Here is a 17,543-nt window from a genome sequence, read left to right as displayed (position 1 = left end):
GCTGGAGTTGTCTTTGGTTGCATTATCGGCGCTGTCAAAGCATCCATGAAGCATGAATACACTGCAAAAGCCCAAGCACATACTCAACTTTTTCATGATCGTTTACCTATTGGCGAGTGAGTCAATACGGCGCGAAATCTCAAAACCGATCATCGCACCGCGCTAAACCTATTTGATTAATCTGGCCGAGAGAGCAAATCGTATGTTCAAGAAATTCGAGCCATGTCTGACGAGCGGTACCTTCCAGAAAGGAACGTCGCGCAACGCCATTATCTTGCTAGCATTTACGCCGTGGCATTCTGATCTAGGCTTGTCGTGTTTACGCATTTAATCCGGTGAACCCATGGACACGCTTACCAAAGTTGAGATTGAAACAGCCCTTTGCGCTCGCCTTCCTAACTGCGCAGTCAACTGTGCGTTCAATCCCGACGGCAGCCTTTCGGTGAACGTAACGGCGCACGACGCTGATCAGTTCACCATCGCAAATATCAATCGCGCCCACTATCACGGGGAATCGGGAATCAATAGGCTCATACGGGAAATACTGGAAGAAATGGTCATGTCGAGACAGTCTTCCAGGCGTTCATCTGTAGGGTAATAAACAGGAATTCATATGCCGGACCCTACTGAAACTCTTTCCCCAATCAGCTTGAGAGAAGGCAAGAGGATGGAACCCACGACAATGACTACCACGACAGCCAGAATGGCCAAATCGTTTTCCTTGGCGGCAACCTTTAGCCTGCTAAGCGCCTGCGCTGGCAATGATTCCCCCTCGAATGTGGGGGCGCCCGGTAAACCGACTACGCCATCAACCCGAACCCTGGAAGCCGGTGCAGCCCTGCTCCAATCTCGTCCGCCTGTTGATGCATTGAACGCCTATCTGGACGGTTTTCACTTCTATAACGGCCATCCCGATGTGCAGATGGAAGCGCATCACTACTGCGCGGTTCTCAACGAAGAAGTGATTCAATGCGTGATCTACGACGGCAATCGCAAGGATGCAAAATTGATGGGCGTGGAATACATCATCAGCGAGCAGTTATTCAGCACACTGCCTGCCCCTGAAAAGGCGCTTTGGCACAGCCACGTGCACGAAGTGAAATCAGGACAATTGGTCGCGCCGGGAATCCCCGAAGTGGCCGAGCACGCCTTGATGGAAAAACTGGTACATACCTACGGTAAGACCTGGCATACCTGGCATACCGATCTCCACAAACGCCTGCCGCTGGGTGCGCCGCAATTGATGATGGGGTTTACCACCGATGGCCAGGCCGACCCTCGGATGGTCGCCGAGCGAGATCAGCGAATGGGTATCGACAGCACCGAAAAGAAGAAGACTCGCGTCGATATAGTTGCCCCGCCCATCGCACCCGGTGCGGATGCATGGCAACAGGGTACCGTTATCCAGATCACCGATCCGACTGTAACGGCCCATCAGCACTGAACGCGCCACTCAGCCATTTGGATTGAACGATCATCTGCCGGCCCTTCTCTATCGCAAGACCAGCGATAGGAGGATGTCATGATGATTGATTCAGCAACCGGAATGAGTCCTGGCATTCGGCTGGCTCACCCGCACCGCCCGGCAACGGCCTCCCATTCAGCGACTTCGTCGGGCAACCTGTTTAGGCCCGCCAGCGGTGAGCGCCGAGTTGAAGCCGCATAACTGAATCGGGGGCAGCCGCCCCGTCTAATTGAGGTAAATCAGCATGTCTTACGAGTTCCAAGGTATTGCCGATGTGATTACTGCTTCGCGCCATTTGGGCACACCCTCAGATGAACGCTTTAACAACGACGTAAACATCCAAATGAGTAGCAGTGGAAAGCCGACGATTGCGCGTTTGGACTTCGACAGGCCACTGGATTGGCCGGGTAATTCTAACTTCGTCGCGGTCAATTTGCCCGATGGCTCCACCGTAAGTGGCGTCATCGTCGATAGCGAACGGCCCACGAATGCGCCCGGGTGGGTCACGTTTACAGTAGACGACTGAGGTCGTAATGAGCGCCCAGGCTCATCCATCGAGTTGTCGGACAATTTTTTGAATTTTATTTGACGTCAAATATCTGTAATTCATGAGCATAGGGAGGTCTCATGAAACAGAACAATCTATTTACCATCGAGTATCAGCTTCACGGTGAACCGAAGTCCTTCATCGTGCGCGCAGCGCAAATGAACAATGCCGAGGCTTGGCATTGGGCCAGCTGCGATGCAGGTGTTGCCGTCATACCCAGATTTGGCCAGCACACCCTCAAGCGAGTCTCTAAACCGATGGCGGAAAAATACGGCATTACCGATGTACGTTGGAGCGGCGCGACACAGGTTCAGTGGTCGGAGGGCCTTACATGATGAACAGCCAGGCACTTGGTTATACGGAAAAACAAGCACGGGAAGATGAGGTCGCGCGAAATAACGAGATGTTTTTCGAAGCCGATCGACTGGACGCGCAAGCGTATAAAATCATTGAGTGCTACAGCGGCGATGCGCAGACGTGGGCGCGCTTCATCGAAGCGAAGAAAGTCGCAGATGCGCAACGCACTGCCGCTTACCAAGAGTGGATGCGCATTCACCGCGCCAAGCGAAAGTAGCTGACAGCGCTGTCGAAAACAGGGCCGACGCCCGGTCAAGTATCACAGCCCCTGGCTGTGGTTACTTTTGCGAGGGTGGGCCGGAAGGGTAAGTTCAGATGGATTTTGAAAAAACCGGATAACCCTTCAGGCGCGGCAGAACCATTGGTCAGTCTGAATAAACCTTCTGAAGGTGGCGTGCCTCAACCGCAAGGTAAGGTTTATAGGGTTAGCGATTCGAGGCATTCTTTTGCACGCAGGTTTTCCGCTATATTTCACTTTCGGTTCAGCCCTCGCCCTCGCTTAATTTTTCCCCTCCACGCTCTTCGCGTGCGCAGTTAACCAAGGTTGGTATTTATGAAGTCTGCCCCCCTGCGGTCCCCTAACGTTCCGCAACGCAAGGATCTGATCCCCAGTGACTTGGATTTTCCGGTGGTTGGGATTGGCGCGTCTGCGGGCGGGCTGCAAGCAGTAAAAACGTTTTTCGAGCATATGCCCAAAGATTGCGGCATGGCGTTCGTGGTGATTCTGCACCTGTCTCCTGATCATCAAAGCGTGGCGGACAAGATCATCCAGGAGTCGACCCGCTTACCGGTATCACAGGTCAACGACACGACGCCCATCGAAAAGAATCAGGTGTATGTCATCTCGCCGGCTCACCATTTGAAGATGAATGATGGCTATTTAGCGGTAACCCCATCAACCCGCGAGGGCGGCTCGCACATTGCCATCGACCTGTTTTTTCGCGACTTGGCAGATGCGCATAAAGAGCGGGCGTTTTGCGTGGTCCTTTCAGGGACCGGAGCGGACGGCGCGGTAGGCCTTTCTCGAATCAAGGAGCAAGGCGGGATCACTCTGGTACAGGCCCCGGAAGATGCTGAGTTCGATGGTATGCCGCGGGCTGCCATCGAAACGCAAATGGTCGATCTCGTGCTTCCCGTGGTGGAAATGCCCCAGAAGTTGCTGGAGCTGTGGCGCAATGCTCAATCGATCATCCTGCCCACCGCCAACGATCCCGAAATCAAAACCACCCCGCCCGCATCCGAACGCGATGCAGCCGTGGCCGAGCAGCTGTTGCTGGACATCCTGATTCAGCTACGCGCCAGTACCGGGCACGACTTCAAGCATTACAAGCGCGCCACAGTGTTGCGCCGTATTGAGCGACGCTTGCAAGTAACCGCCCAGCCGGACCTGGCGGCCTATTACAACTTCCTCCAGGGGCACCCAGACGAAACCAAGGCGCTACTCGGCGATATGCTGATCGGCGTGACCAACTTCTTCCGCGACCGCGAGGCCTTCGAAGCGCTTGAGCGTGACGTGGTACCTAACTTGGTGAAGTCACTCGAAGACAGCGTGCCGCACCGTGAAGAGGTGCGCATCTGGTCGGCCGGCTGTTCCACCGGCGAAGAAGCCTACAGCCTCGCGATGCTGGTGGCCGAGCAACTGGCGCTGGATGCCAGCGGCGCCAAGATGCAGGTATTTGCCACCGATATTGACGAGCGCGCAATCACCCACGGCCGCAACGGCGTGTATCCCGAGGCGATCATCACCGACGTACCGCCGCCGCGGTTGCGCCAGTATTTTGCTAAAGAGAAAAACCAGCACTATCGGGTGCGTAAAGAAATTCGCGAGAAGGTTTTGTTTGCTAAACACAGCCTGCTGGCCGACCCGCCGTTCTCCCAGATCGACCTGATCGTGTGCCGCAACCTGTTGATCTACCTGGACCGCGAAGTGCAGCGCGACATCCTGCAGATGTTCCACTTTGCGCTGCGCCCCGGTGGCTATTTGTTCCTTGGTTCCTCGGAGTCGGCCGACGGCTGCCTGGACCTGTTTGTGCCGGTCGACAAACGAAACCGCATTTTTCGGGTGCGTGCCGGCTCCTCCCCTATGCGCCGCGTCCCGACCATGCCGCGAGGCGGCTACTTGCGCCCAAGCACCGCGTCGATCGCGATTGAAAATAAGGCCCCCAACAAAGTTTCATTCGCGGATATTCATCTGCGGGCCCTGGAAAAAGCCGCACCGCCAAGCGTTATTGTCGACATCCACGCGCAGATCCTGCACATGAGCGAAGGTGCCGGGCGCTTCCTGCGTTATGTGGCGGGTGAGATAACGCATAACCTATTGGCACTGGTTCATCCCGACCTGCGCCTCGACATCCGCACCACACTCTTTCAGGTCCAGCAATCGAACATGCCTGTGACCTCCCGCAAGATCCGCGTTCAGCGCGAGCAGGCGCTCTTCATGGTGGACATTACCGCCCGCCCCTATCGCGATGACGCGACCGAAAGCGACTATGTGCTGGTGATCTTCCAGGAAAGCCCGATCGACCTCCAACAGGCCGACTCCACCGCCGTCAGCCATGCTGAAAACGCCATCATGGGCAACCTGGAGCAGGAGCTGCAACGCACCAAGCTGCACTTGCAGGACACCATCGAACAGTCGGAAGTCTCAAGCGAAGAACTCAAGGCCTCCAACGAAGAAATGCAGGCGGTCAACGAAGAATTGCGCTCGGCCACCGAAGAACTGGAAACCAGCAAGGAAGAGCTGCAGTCGATCAATGAAGAGCTGTTGACCGTCAACTATGAACTTAAAACCAAGGTAGAAGAGACGGACAAGGTCAATGACTACCTGACCAACCTGATCGCCTCCACCGACATCGCCACCGTATTCGTCGACCGCAATATGCGCATCCGGTGGTTCACGCCCCGCGCCACCGATATTTTCAGCATGCTCCCGGTGGACACTGGACGCTCGTTGATGGACATCACCCACCGCCTGGATTACCCGCAAATCACCGAAGACGCTACGACGGTGTTTGAGTCGCTGAACATGATCGAGCGGGAAATCAGCGGTAAGGACAACCGCTGGTACATCGCGCGGTTGTTGCCCTATCGCTCCAGCGAGGATCACATCGACGGTACGGTGCTGACCTTCATCGATATCACCAAGCGGCGCCAGGCCGAAGAGGAGCTGCGCCTGGGCGAAGAGCGTATGCGTCTGGTGGCCGAGAGTACCCATGACTTTGCAATCATCATCCTTGATGACCACGGCGCCATCACCGACTGGAACACGGGTGCAGAACTGATCTTCGGCTACACCAAGGACGAAGTGCTGGGCGCCTATTACGACTTGATTTTTTCACCGGAGGATCGCACCGCCGGCGCACCCGAGAGCGAGCTGCGCGCGGCCCGCGAACATGGTCGCGGTGAAGATGAGCGCTGGCATGTGCGCAAGGATGGCAGTCGGTTCTACTGCAGCGGTGAGGTCACGCAGTTAAAGAGCGACAGCTTGAAGGGCTACGTCAAGATCGCCCGCGACCTGACCGGCCACAAACGCACTCAGGATGAGCAGAGCCAGCGCCTGATGGAAACCCAGACGAAGAGTCATCTCAAGGACGAGTTTTTCGCGGTGATGTCGCACGAACTCAAACATCCACTGAACCTCATCCAACTGAACGCCGAGTTACTGCGTCGCTTGCCCGCTACCAAGGCGGCGGGCCCGGCGATCAAAGCCGTGAATACGATCTGCGAGGCCGTGTCCAGCCAGGCACGGATCATTGACGACCTGCTGGATGTCGCACGGGTGCGTACGGGCAAGCTCAAGCTGAAGAGACAACGGGTTGATCTGATTCGCACGCTGAGGGAGATCCATGGCGTAGTGCTCGCCGACGGGCATCGTCGTCAGGTGACGCTGCAAACGCCTTCGGATCATGGATCCCTGATCGTCGACGTCGACCCGACGCGCATTGAGCAAGTGATCTGGAACCTGGTCAACAACGCGCTGAAATTCACTCCGGAGGGCGGTCAGGTGCAGTTGGTGCTGAGCCGCTCGGAGGGGCGCGCCCAGTTGGACGTGATCGACAGTGGCGTCGGCCTGGCGGATGACAGCCTGGAGAAGATCTTTGATCTGTTCGGGCAGGCAGAAAACCAGCATCAGACGCATCAACGCGAGGGCCTTGGCATAGGCTTGTCCTTGGTACGCCAACTGGTGGAAGCTCATGAAGGCTCGGTCAGTGTTCATTCCAGGGGGCTGGGTTTTGGTTGCACCTTCTCGGTATGGCTGCCGCTGTGCGAACAACAGGATCATCTGCCACTTTCTGACGCTGAACAGGACGAGGTTGAACGCCTCCATGGCGTCAAGGTGTTGCTGGTGGATGACTCTTGCGAGGTGCTTGAAGTGCTGAATCTGCTGCTGGAGATGGAGGGCGCTCAGGTTAACGCGTTCAATGACCCACAGACCGCGCTGGAAACAGCCCGCGATGCACAGTACGACTTGATCATTTCGGACATTGGCATGCCGAAAATGAATGGCCATGAGCTGATGCGCAAGCTGCGCGCGATAGGTCATCTGCGCCAGGTTCCCGCGATCGCCCTCACCGGTTACGGGGCCGGCAGTGACCAGAAAAAAGCGGCTGAGTCGGGCTTCACCACCCATTTGAGCAAACCGGTCGCCCACGAATCGTTGATTGTTCTGATCGAAAAACTGTGTTGCTTACGTCGCTAGTTGGGACCTTTCCAGTTGGGATAAGAGGATTTTCCCGTTCCGCTCAAGGAGCGGGGCTTCCTCTGCAGCCAGCCGCTGTTTCCTGGCCAGCCCCGCCCCACGATCAGTCTCTTTCATACCTGTATATTTGGCATACAGCCTCTAACATTCCGTGATGTAGGTTCGGTAGTCGACCCGTGCAAGAGCTTTCAATTAAAACTACTTTTGCACACTAAGCGAAGCGGCAGCCATTGCTATTAATTTAATATCACTCTCACCCCACTTGGAGTAAAAACTTATACGAAGCGGCGCGAACACCGCGCATCTGTACAAGTTTTCTTCAGCCAAAGACCGTTCATCGTCCTTTTTAAAAAATCCCGAAACATTTCGAAGGCCGCCCTTATCGGAAACTATGTCCGTTGCAATAAACGGGCGTAAGCGAAACCTCAATTACAGTTGGAGTAGCATTATGACGACCAGTAATAAAAACCCAGGTAACTTCGCCAACGATCACGAAAAAGCGTCCGAGGCGGGAAAGAAAGGCGGCCAGGCATCTGGCGGCAACTTTGCCAATGACCGTGAAAAGGCTTCGGAAGCTGGCCGTAAAGGTGGCCAGAATAGCCATGGCGGCGGCCGCAAGTAGTAACAGCAGTCACAAGGGGGCAGCCATGCTGCCCCTTCTCTTAATAGCAGAGGAGAACTAAGCATGGGGGCATCAGCCGACTATCAGCGAAGTGTTTTACCTCACAAACCGAGCACACAAGTGCGAACTGAACCGAGGGCAAGCCTACGCGCGAACACAATGCCGTGTTACGAACATCGGCGCGTTGTCGAACTGGCTGAAGCAACTGTCGATGCGTCGCAAGCACTACCGCTGTGCGAAAGGCATTTATAACCTGAGCGACCATCAGTATTTAACTACCTGTAGATCGAGTTGAAAGATATATCACCAACATAACGACGAGATGACTGAGATGACTACTAACGACAAGCAAAATCAAATGAGCGTCAACGAAGCCGGCAAGAAAGGTGGCGAGGCAACTTCGGCTTCACATGACAAAGAGTTCTATCAGGAGATCGGAAGCAAGGGTGGCCAGAACAGCGGCGGCAATTTCAAGAATGATCCCGAGCGCGCCGCCGACGCCGGTAGCAAAGGCGGTCAGAACAGTGGCGGCAACTTTGCCAACGACCGTGAGAAAGCCTCGGAAGCCGGCCGTAAAGGCGGCCAGAACAGCCATGGTGGCGGACGCAACAGTTGATGTGCTTGATGCAGGGGAGCCGTGCTCCCCTGCCCTGATGGACGGGAGACACCATGCCTTTACACGTTATTAACTTTACCGGGCCGGTCACCGCTTCTACCTGCAGCCAACTCATCGAAAAAGCCTCGTTGGCCGTTCAGCAAGAGGCTTCGGGCCTGGTAGTGAACATCGCCACGATGGGCGGCGAATGCAGCTACGGTTTTACCATGTACAACTTCCTGCTGGCGCTGCCGATCGCGGTGCACACCCACAACCTCGGCACCGTGGAGTCGATGGGCAATATCATCTTTCTGGCCGGTGAGCGCAGGACGGCGTGCAAGCACAGCAAGTTTCTGTTTCATCCGTTTCACTGGCATGTGCAAGGCGCCGTCGACCATTCGCGTATGTCCGAATACGCCATGAGCCTTGACTACGACTTGCAGTTGTATGCACGCATCGTCGAAGAGCGTACCCAGGATGCAAAGGAAAAACTCGAAACAGAAAAGTACCTGATCGCGGCGCCGCGCATTCTCGACCCGCAACAAGCCATGACAGCCGGCTTGATCCATGGGATCGAACTACCGGTCATCCAGGCAGAGTTTGTAAGCAGCTTCATTCACTCCTAGCGCTTTTAAACTGAAACCCCAATATTGGCGTTTTAACATCAATTAATCGCTTGTTTGAAACTCTTCCTTTTTTTTATTGAAATCGTTCAACTCATCATGGATTGTGAGTGAGCTTTTAATTCAGGGAGGAGTCGAACATGTCTGGTCTACACGCGAACGGCCAGTGCGCCCAATGTAAACAGCCCTTGGAGCCGACGACGGACGAACCCTCCTATCTGGTGTCCACAGCCGCCGAGATGCTCTGCCCGCAATGCAGGCAACAGTATCTGGCGGACTTGATGATGGACGCCCTTCAACGCAGCGCCCTCAAGTTATGCATGCTGCAGGAACGTCGAAAAAACAGTAAGGTTTGACTCAAACCAACACCACACTCAAATGAGTTCATTTGTTAAAAGTTGCACTCATTCAGGGGGCGGCGGTACATAGGGCTGTGCAATAAATGGAATACTGCCAGAAGGACGCCACCTGACATTCTCCAGGCCGTAGCGTTCTGCAAGGGGTCTGCTGACCCGCTTGATCTTTTCATGGCGTGACCGAGGAATTATACCGATCCCAGCATCGCAAGATGCCCAATGCCACGCTTCTGCATTATTCATAACCTCTGCTCTTATAATGAAAGATCTCGGCTTATGATGGTATTCGTACTCGATAATATATAAAGAATTTTTCATATGCCCTCCTTCTGATTTTTGTTATTGAAGCAGCGCGAAGGTTCAGATTTTTCCTCTTGATGTGTATTTTTAGTTGCGCCCACTTGCGGCCCTATCGGGATATGACCATTCGTCGGCACCTCAGAAAAAAAACAAAACCGTTTTCGCTTTAACGCTTCTTACTATTGAGCCTGTTCCCTCCAGGCTCTGGTAAAAACTCCTGTCTTGCCCGTACTCCGTACGGGCTTTTTTTCGAGCAGTACATAGGGCCGTAACGCTATTCGGCGAGCCGGTGACTAGTGCGCCGAACTTATATACGCAACGGCGGCTTATTTCGCTGCGTCTGAATGCGCTGCGGTGCGTAACTTGAACTTCACGGCGCCCCGTTAATCGTCCTCGTGCAGGTGCGCGTCGGCGCAAGGCAGCCGTCCCGATTCCCCGCCAGCGATCCGTTCCGCCTGATCAATGCCGCGCTTGAGCGCGTCGTGCATGGTCCATTCGGCGCCCGGCAACTGCTTGGTGCGTTCGACCACGCATTGCCCCGTCGCGGTATAGACGCTGACCAACACTTCGATATCGGCGTCTTCGCGCTCCCGGGCCCTGACTTCGATATGGCAACCGTTTTCCACTTCCTGAGTAAAGCATTCCTCTTCCAATGCCTTTTCTGCCCATGCTTTATAGGTATTACCACGAATAAACATAACTATTCTCCCGGGCCGTTAGTGGGTTGACCCTCAAGTAAGACCTGAATGCCCCAACAGGGATTCCGTCTTTTTTCCAAGGCCAACTGCGTCATGCGCCCATCAAAGTCTATTGCCGTTTCGCTTGTTAAGCCGTTCGTCAGGCGAAGTAACAAATTGTTAAACCAACCCCGTGACGTCTATTCAAAATATTCGGCAGCGCGGTGAAACCGCCCACCGTAGAGCAGCAGCGAAATCCAACAGATTCGGGCAGTGGATGCGTTTTATCCATTGATGGCGCTGTATTGCCTGGCGTCAGGCACTTGACTGCGCCAGGCACTAACAAACGCAGCGCCAGCGTTTCGCTTAAGTCATTTACGAACACCGGCGCCGGAGTTTCGGCACCGTCACAACGGACGTTTTCAATACAGGAGCAAGGCATGAAACGAGCGATTGGCTATTGCCTGGCATATCTCGCCAGCGTCTTCTTGTTAAGCGGCTGCAACTTAGTGGTGTTCAACCCCAAAGGGCAGATTGCAACCGATGAACGCGACCTGATTATCCTCGCCACGGGCCTGATGCTGTTGGTTGTGGTGCCGGTGATCGTGCTGATGTTCGTATTCGCCTACCGCTACCGTGCGACCAATAAAAAAGCGCGTTATTCGCCGCGCTGGGCCAGTTCCCACAAAATCGAAGCGGTAGTGTGGGGCGTGCCGCTGCTGATCATCATCGCCTTGGGCTGGGTGACGTGGAAAACCACCCACGCCCTCGACCCCTATCGCCCGCTCGACTCGGACACGCCACCGATCAACGTCCAGGTGGTGGCCACCGACTGGAAGTGGCTGTTCATCTACCCCGACCTGGGCATCGCCAGCGTCAACGAACTGGCCTTGCCGGTGCACACGCCGGTGAGTTTCACCATCACTTCCGATGCGGCCATGACGTCGTTCTTCATACCGGCGCTGGGTGGGCAGATTTACGCCATGGCAGGCATGCAGACCAAGTTGCACCTGATCGCCAACGAGACCGGCGAGTTCAAAGGGATCGCCGCCAACTACAACGGCCCCGGTTTTTCCGACATGCATTTCACCACGCTGTCATTAAGCCCCACCGACTTCCAGGCCTGGGTGAACAAGGTCAAGCGCGCCCCCACAACCCTTGACCAAACGAGCTATGCGCACCTGGCCAAGCCCACCATCAAGCACCCGGTGACCTATTACTCGGTAGTGCAGGAGCGGCTGTTCCTGGACATCGTCGATAAATACGAAGGCATGAACAAGGCCAATAAAACCAGGCGAGCGCCATTGAGCGGCAACGGAGAGCGCGTCGATCAACACAGCCGTTTACTGGCCGAGGAGCAATAGCAATGTTCGGAAAACTCTCATGGGATGCGATTCCAACCACTGAACCGATTGTGATGTATACGCTGGCCTTCATCGGGCTGATCGGCGCGGCGATAGTGGGCACCATTACCTGGAAGCGCAAATGGGGCTATTTGTGGCGCGAGTGGTTCACGTCGGTGGACCACAAAAAGATCGGCTGTATGTACATCATCGTCGCGCTGGTGATGCTGCTCCGCGGTTTTTCCGATGCGATCATGATGCGGACCCAGCAAGCCATGGCCGCCAGTGGCGGGCCGGGTTATCTGCCGCCGGAACACTACGATCAGATCTTCACCGCCCATGGCGTGATCATGATTTTTTTCGTGGCCATGCCCTTCGTCGTCGGCCTGATGAACGTTGTGGTGCCGTTGCAGATCGGCGCACGCGACGTGGCCTACCCGTTTCTCAACGCGCTGAGCTTCTGGCTGTTCGTGGCCGGTGCCGCGCTGGTCAACGTCTCACTGGGGATCGGTGAGTTCGCACGAACCGGTTGGGTCGCCTATCCGCCGTTATCCGGGTTGGCCTACAGCCCCGGGGTCGGGGTGGACTACTACATCTGGTCATTGCAGATATCCGGCATCGGCACGTTACTGACGGGGCTGAATTTCTTCGTCACGATCTTGAAGATGCGTACCGAAGGCATGACGTTGTTCAAAATGCCGGTGTTCACCTGGAATGCGCTGTGCACCTCGGTGCTGATCCTGGCGTCGTTTCCGATTCTTACTGCCACCCTGCTGATGCTGTCGCTGGACCGTTACCTGGGCATGCATTTCTTCACCAACGAAGCCGGCGGCAACCCGATGATGTACGTCAACTTGATCTGGGCCTGGGGGCATCCGGAGGTGTACATCCTGATCCTGCCGGCGTTCGGGGTGTTTTCCGAGATTGCCGCGACCTTCAGCAGTAAGCGGCTGTTCGGTTACGTGTCGCTGGTATGGGCGACGATTGCGATTACCGTGTTGTCGTTCATCGTGTGGCTGCACCACTTTTTCACCATGGGCGCAGGGGGTAACGTCAACGCGTTCTTCGGCATCATGACCATGATTATCGCGGTGCCGACCGGGGTGAAAATCTTCACCTGGCTGTTCACCATGTACCGTGGCCGGGTGCGCTTCGAGACCCCCATGCTGTGGACACTGGGCTTTATCGTGACCTTCAGCATCGGCGGGATGACCGGGGTATTGCTGGCAGTACCGGGCGCCGACTTTATGCTGCACAACAGCCTGTTCCTGATCGCGCATTTTCACAACGTGATCATCGGCGGCGCGGTGTTCGGCTACATGGCCGGCCTGACCTACTGGTTCCCCAAGGCCTTTGGCTTCCGCTTGAACGACAAGCTGGGCCGCATCGCCTTCTGGTGCTGGCTGATCGGCTTTTATTTCGCCTTCATGCCGTCGTACGTACTGGGCTTCATGGGTATGACCCGCCGTCTCAACCACTTCGACAACCCGGAATGGCGGCCTTGGCTGCTGCTGGAACTGCTGGGCGTGGCAATCATCCTCTGCGGCGTGGCCGCCCAGGCACTGCAACTGTTCGTCAGCATCCGCAACCGCCACCAATACCGCGACCTCACTGGCGACCCGTGGGACGGGCGCACCCTGGAGTGGGCCACCGCCTCTCCACCACCGCTGTACAACTTCGCCGAGCAACCCAAGGTCAATGACCTGGACGCTTATTGGGGCATGAAGGAGCGCGGCGTGAGCACCCTCAGCCATACCGATTACCGAAGCATCCACATGCCGCGCAACACCGCCTCGGGCCTGGTGATCAGCCTGTTTGCGCTGATCTGCAGCTTCGCCCTGGTCTGGCACATCTGGTGGCTGGCGGCGTTCGGGCTGGTGGCTTCGGTGGTCGCGTTCGTGGTGCGCAGCTACGACGAAGACACCGATTACTTCGTGCCCGCGCAAGAGGTGGCACGCATCGAAACGGCACGTCTCAAAGACCTGGCAGAGGCTTGATCCATGTCCAATATCGTGATTGAAAAAGACGTCGCTCATATTCAGGAACACGGACATGAAGACGCGGGTTCGCTGAGCGTCTTCGGGTTCTGGATCTACCTGATGACCGACTGCATCCTGTTCGCGAGCTTGTTCGCCGGCTATGCGGTGTTGCGCGACAGCGTGGCCGGCGGTCCTTCGAGCGTGGATATTTTCGAACTGCCCTATGTGCTCGCTGAAACCATGCTGCTGCTGTTGAGCAGCATCACCTACGGCTACGCGATGCTGGCGATGAACCGTGGCCAGCAAAGCCAGGTGCTGCGTTGGCTGGGACTCACGTTCGTGCTCGGCGCCGGCTTCATTGCCATGGAAATCAACGAGTTCCGCCATTTGATCGCAGAAGGCTACGGACCGGACCGCAGCGCGTTTCTGACCGCTTTTTTCACTCTTGTCGGCACCCACGGCGCGCACGTGTTGACCGGGTTGATCTGGATGGCTGTGCTGATGGTGCAGATTCGCCAGAAAGGCCTGACCAACACCACCGCCACCCGGCTCAGTTGCCTGAGCCTGTTCTGGCACTTCCTGGACGTGGTGTGGATCTGCGTGTTTACCGTGATCTATCTGTTGGGAGTGGTGTGACATGTACAAGCAAAGTTCGATTCACAGCAGCGCCGGTACCAGCCATGGCAGCAGCCGTTCCTACCTGGTCGGGTTCCTGCTGTCGGTGCTGCTGACCCTGATCCCTTTCGCCCTGGTGATGTTCCCTTCGCTGCCGCGCACCATCACCGCCTGGCTGGTGGTGGCGCTGGGGGTTATCCAGATCGTGGTCCACCTCAAGTTCTTCCTGCATCTGGATACGGCCGAGGAACAACGCTGGAACCTGATTGCACTGATTTTTTCGGCGGTCATCATTCTTTTGCTGGTAGGGCTCTCGCTATGGATCATGGGCAGTATTCACCACAACATGCTGGCGCACTGAGGCGTACACCCTGGCCTTCTGCGTCGGCCCCCTGCTGCTGGGAGTGGTGGCCCAGATGGGCATACTGTATTTCGCCGTGTTCAGCGCCTTGTGCGCTTACTGGCTGGCGCTGGCCAACAGCGGCGTGCGCCGGGTCGATCCAGCGCGCTGGGCGCGCTCGATCTTCGGCTTCTCGATTCTGTTGGTGATGGCCCTCAACCTGATGCTGGCGCTGTCCACGCTGTGTCGAGCAAGCTGCGAATCTTCCTGGGCAAATCAGCGGGCTGGTAGGGTTTGGCAATCAGCTCGAATTCATGCACCTGTATATCCGCGCGCTCCAACGAGTCTTTCGCATAGCCCGTCGTAAGCAGCACCCTGGTGTGCGGATACAGGCGCGCTATCTCGCGCGCGAGCTCCGCGCCATTCATCTGGCCGGGCATGATCAAGTCACTGAACACCAGGTCATAGTTCGTGCCGGCGAGCCGGTCCAGCGCCTCGGCGGCAGTGTGCGCAATGTCGGTGCGATAACCGTAGTCAGACAGAACCTCCTGCGCGAGCTCGGCCACTTCGGGCCGGTCCTCCACGATCAAGATGCGCTCGTCGCCTTGAAGCGAGGTGGCCGCAGGCGTTTGCTCGACCCAGAGTTGGCTGTCGTTCGCCGGAAAATACAGGCATACCGTCGTGCCAACGCCTGGGTAGGAATGGATGCGCGCAGTACCGCCCGATTGCTTGACGAAGCCATACACCATCGACAACCCCAGCCCCGAGCCCTTGCCCTCTTCCTTGGTGGTGAAGAACGGCTGCATGATTTTCTCCTGGACGCTCTCATCGATGCCATTGCCGTTATCGCTGATCGAGAGGCCCACGTAGCGGCCTTCAGCCAGCCCGTCGCGTTGCGCGTTGGCATCGCCCGGAACCTGAACGTTGCGCGTCTTGACCGTCACGGTCGGCTCGGCATGTCCTTCGAGCGCATCCTGGGCGTTGGATAACAAATGCTGCACGGCCAGCTCCGCCTGCGCAGGGTCAATACGGCAGTTCCACAGGTCTTCAGCCAGATCTACATGCAGCTGAACATCCTGCAGTGTCTGCGCCAGGAAATCGGTGCGGCTCAGCAAGGTGTTCAGGTTGATCACGCGACTGTCGAGCCGTTGCTTGCGCGAGAACGCGAGTAGTTGTTGGGTCAGGGTTTGAGCTTTTTCGGCGGCGGCCCTGGCGCGGCTGGCGCTGTTGAAGATGCGCTGCGGGTCGGTGCCGGGGCGCTTGACGCTCTGCTGGATCAGTTCGAGATAACCGACCATCACCTGCAGCAGGTTATTGAAGTCATGGGCGATGCCGCCGGTCAGTTGCCCCAGGGCCTCCAGGTCCTGGACGCGGCGCACGCGCAGTTCAGCGTCGTGGCGCCGGCTCACGTCCAATTGGGAGGCGAAAAAGTACACCAGTTGGCCGCTTTCGTTGAACAACGGCGAAATAAACAGTTCATTCCAGAACGTCGAACCGTCCTTGCGGTAGTTGAGTACTTCCACACACACCTCATGGCGGCATGTCATCGCTTGCTGCACTTGCCGCAGCGCACGTTTATCGGTTTCAGGTCCTTGCAGGAGCCTGCAATTGCGCCCGATGACTTCATCCTGTTCATACCCCGTCAGCCTCAGGAACGCCTGATTGGCGAAGATGATCGGGTTGTCGGGTTGGGCGGGGTCGCAAACGATCATCGCGCTTTGGCTGGTTTCCATGGCCGCGAAAAACAGGTCTTTGCGGCTGGAAGAGAGCCGAGCCGGGTCGACACGGTCGACCACGGGCTTTTTCTTGCTTGCCAAGGTTCACCTCCAGTTACGTGGCGCGTGTTCCATGGACCGTGAAAACGTCGCACAGTGCCACCCTGCACTGAATTGGCGCCCGCCGCAGGCGGTCGGGCGCCGCCCAACGTCAAATCTCGCGTTTAGATTGCATTCCCGAGCCCAGGTCAGCGCCGGTGACGGGGTCGCTCGTCGCGTCCGAGGCGGTGCGGATCTTCATCGCGCTCAACGTCGCTTCGTCATCGGCATCCAGTTGCACAGTGGCCAAGCCATCACCACCATCGACCGCCGGTTGCGGGTTCTCCACGAACTCCCACCCTTCGCCCTGGTTCCACGGGCCACGCAGACTTTGCGCGCCTTGGGACATGTTGTAATAGACCTGCGTGAATTCCGGCATGCCCGGCAGCTTGCCTTGAGGGAAGTTCGGCTGGATCGAATGCAGCGCCTTTTCAAAAGACAGTTGATGCGCGATTTCCCGGGTCATCAAAAAGCCCAGCGCCTCTTTTACGCCCGGATCATCCGTGACGTTCATCAGTCGCTCGTAGACGATTTTGGCGCGGGCTTCGGCGGCGATATTGGAGCGCATGTCTGCGGTGGGCTCACCGATGGTGTCGATATAAGCCGCTGTCCAGGGCACGCCGGCGGAGTTGGTCAACGGCGCACCGGCACCGTACAGCAGGCTGGTGATGTGAGAGTCATTGCCGGCACCGTTGAGGGAGCGATACAACTCGCCCTCCTCTTCCACGCCTTCGGCCAGGCGCCCCTTGGCACCCTTGTTGAGCATCACGATGATGGACCCGACGATCTCCAGATGGCTGAGCTCTTCGGTGGCGATGTCCATCAGCAGATCCTTGCGGCCCGGATCGTCTTCAGCCAAGGCCTGGGTGAAGTAGCGGGACGCTGCCGCGAGCTCCCCTTGAGCGCCGCCAAACTGTTCCAGCAGCAGGTTGGCCAGACCTGGATTAGGTTCGGCGACACGGACTGTGTATTGAAGTCGCTTGTTATGTAGAAACATGAACAAATCTCCTCAGGCTTAAGAAGGGGCAGCGCCCGCCTGGAGCACTGCCTACCTTTTTGTGAGGCGCTTCCCTGTTCATAAATTTCAAAATAAACCGTTGCAGTGCGACCAGCGGTCGGGGGTTACGCATCAAGCGAAACCGCGACGCAGAGCACTTGTGGCTCACTTCCCGGCGTCCTCGTTCGGCTCAGGCGATGAAAGGCGCGACTGG

18 protein-coding genes are annotated in these 17,543 nt (G+C 56.7%); 14 read left to right on the top strand and 4 right to left on the bottom strand.

The window, feature by feature from the left end; translation table 11 throughout:
- Positions 1-343: 343 nt before the first annotated feature.
- The 10 genes from NDJ82_RS07550 to NDJ82_RS07505 all read left to right on the top strand — a co-directional run bounded on the left by NDJ82_RS07550 (position 344) and on the right by NDJ82_RS07505 (position 9,264).
- Positions 344-598: a DUF1652 domain-containing protein gene (locus NDJ82_RS07550; protein ID WP_250925225.1), complete on the top strand. Its 255-nt coding sequence runs from the start codon at positions 344-346 to the stop codon at positions 596-598.
- Positions 599-703: 105 nt separating this feature from the next.
- Positions 704-1,444: an OBAP family protein gene (locus tag NDJ82_RS07545; protein ID WP_502941218.1), complete on the top strand. Its 741-nt coding sequence runs from the start codon at positions 704-706 to the stop codon at positions 1,442-1,444.
- A gap of 265 nt (positions 1,445-1,709) precedes the next feature.
- The gene (locus tag NDJ82_RS07540) at positions 1,710-1,991 is read left to right on the top strand and encodes a hypothetical protein (protein WP_250925223.1); all 282 of its coding nucleotides are present in this window, start codon (positions 1,710-1,712) and stop codon (positions 1,989-1,991) included.
- 101 nt (positions 1,992-2,092) lie between these two features.
- On the top strand, positions 2,093-2,347 hold the full coding sequence (locus NDJ82_RS07535; RefSeq protein WP_099583086.1) for a DUF6555 family protein: 255 nt from the start codon (positions 2,093-2,095) through the stop codon (positions 2,345-2,347).
- On the top strand, positions 2,347-2,586 hold the full coding sequence (locus NDJ82_RS07530; RefSeq protein WP_099583170.1) for a hypothetical protein: 240 nt from the start codon (positions 2,347-2,349) through the stop codon (positions 2,584-2,586). The genes NDJ82_RS07535 and NDJ82_RS07530 overlap by 1 nt, the downstream gene beginning before the upstream one ends.
- Before the next feature lie 336 nt (positions 2,587-2,922).
- Positions 2,923-7,068 (top strand): CheR family methyltransferase, encoded by a 4,146-nt coding sequence (locus NDJ82_RS07525; RefSeq protein WP_250925222.1) that lies wholly within the window; start codon positions 2,923-2,925, stop codon positions 7,066-7,068.
- A gap of 448 nt (positions 7,069-7,516) precedes the next feature.
- On the top strand, positions 7,517-7,690 hold the full coding sequence (locus NDJ82_RS07520; protein ID WP_027616405.1) for a con-10 family general stress protein: 174 nt from the start codon (positions 7,517-7,519) through the stop codon (positions 7,688-7,690).
- Positions 7,691-8,021: 331 nt separating this feature from the next.
- The gene (locus tag NDJ82_RS07515) at positions 8,022-8,306 is read left to right on the top strand and encodes a con-10 family general stress protein (RefSeq protein WP_099583089.1); all 285 of its coding nucleotides are present in this window, start codon (positions 8,022-8,024) and stop codon (positions 8,304-8,306) included.
- Between the two features lie 53 nt (positions 8,307-8,359).
- Positions 8,360-8,911 carry an ATP-dependent Clp protease proteolytic subunit gene (locus tag NDJ82_RS07510; protein WP_099583091.1) on the top strand — a complete coding sequence of 184 codons (552 nt, stop codon included), beginning with the start codon at positions 8,360-8,362 and terminating at the stop codon, positions 8,909-8,911.
- A 137-nt stretch (positions 8,912-9,048) separates the two neighbouring features.
- The gene (locus tag NDJ82_RS07505) at positions 9,049-9,264 is read left to right on the top strand and encodes a hypothetical protein (protein WP_099583093.1); all 216 of its coding nucleotides are present in this window, start codon (positions 9,049-9,051) and stop codon (positions 9,262-9,264) included.
- A 48-nt stretch (positions 9,265-9,312) separates the two neighbouring features.
- Here the strand turns inward: NDJ82_RS07505 and NDJ82_RS07500 are convergent, their stop codons facing one another.
- Both NDJ82_RS07500 and NDJ82_RS07495 read right to left on the bottom strand, forming a co-directional pair.
- Positions 9,313-9,582: a DUF6555 family protein gene (locus NDJ82_RS07500; RefSeq protein WP_099583095.1), complete on the bottom strand. Its 270-nt coding sequence runs from the start codon at positions 9,580-9,582 to the stop codon at positions 9,313-9,315.
- 365 nt (positions 9,583-9,947) lie between these two features.
- A complete protein-coding gene (locus NDJ82_RS07495; RefSeq protein ID WP_250925221.1) occupies positions 9,948-10,262 on the bottom strand; it encodes a hypothetical protein in 315 nt (104 codons plus the stop codon).
- Between the two features lie 419 nt (positions 10,263-10,681).
- On the opposite strand from NDJ82_RS07495, the gene cyoA reads away from it, so the two are divergent.
- Genes cyoA through cyoD form a run of 4 tightly spaced genes read left to right on the top strand, consistent with a single transcriptional unit; the run spans position 10,682 to position 14,539 of the window.
- Positions 10,682-11,605, top strand: a complete 924-nt coding sequence (gene cyoA / locus NDJ82_RS07490) for a ubiquinol oxidase subunit II (protein ID WP_250925220.1) — start codon at positions 10,682-10,684, stop codon at positions 11,603-11,605.
- Between the two features lie 2 nt (positions 11,606-11,607).
- Positions 11,608-13,581, top strand: coding sequence for a cytochrome o ubiquinol oxidase subunit I (cyoB, locus tag NDJ82_RS07485; protein WP_158878290.1), 1,974 nt, complete (start codon positions 11,608-11,610; stop codon positions 13,579-13,581).
- 3 nt (positions 13,582-13,584) lie between these two features.
- Complete coding sequence (gene cyoC, locus NDJ82_RS07480) at positions 13,585-14,199, top strand: cytochrome o ubiquinol oxidase subunit III (RefSeq protein WP_250925219.1); 615 nt, start codon at positions 13,585-13,587, stop codon at positions 14,197-14,199.
- 1 nt (position 14,200) lies between these two features.
- Positions 14,201-14,539, top strand: coding sequence for a cytochrome o ubiquinol oxidase subunit IV (gene cyoD, locus NDJ82_RS07475; RefSeq protein ID WP_250925218.1), 339 nt, complete (start codon positions 14,201-14,203; stop codon positions 14,537-14,539).
- Positions 14,540-14,733: 194 nt separating this feature from the next.
- Here the strand turns inward: cyoD and NDJ82_RS07470 are convergent, their stop codons facing one another.
- A complete protein-coding gene (locus NDJ82_RS07470) occupies positions 14,734-16,335 on the bottom strand; it encodes a histidine kinase famiy protein (protein WP_284738562.1) in 1,602 nt (533 codons plus the stop codon).
- 109 nt (positions 16,336-16,444) lie between these two features.
- Positions 16,445-17,329: a manganese catalase family protein gene (locus NDJ82_RS07465; protein WP_112195384.1), complete on the bottom strand. Its 885-nt coding sequence runs from the start codon at positions 17,327-17,329 to the stop codon at positions 16,445-16,447.
- Between the last annotated feature and the right edge of the window lie 214 nt (positions 17,330-17,543).

This window comes from Pseudomonas sp. SR18 (genome assembly GCF_023701505.1).
Taxonomy (GTDB): domain Bacteria; phylum Pseudomonadota; class Gammaproteobacteria; order Pseudomonadales; family Pseudomonadaceae; genus Aquipseudomonas; species Aquipseudomonas cyclaminis.
This window is presented reverse-complemented; position numbering and strand designations above follow the sequence as displayed.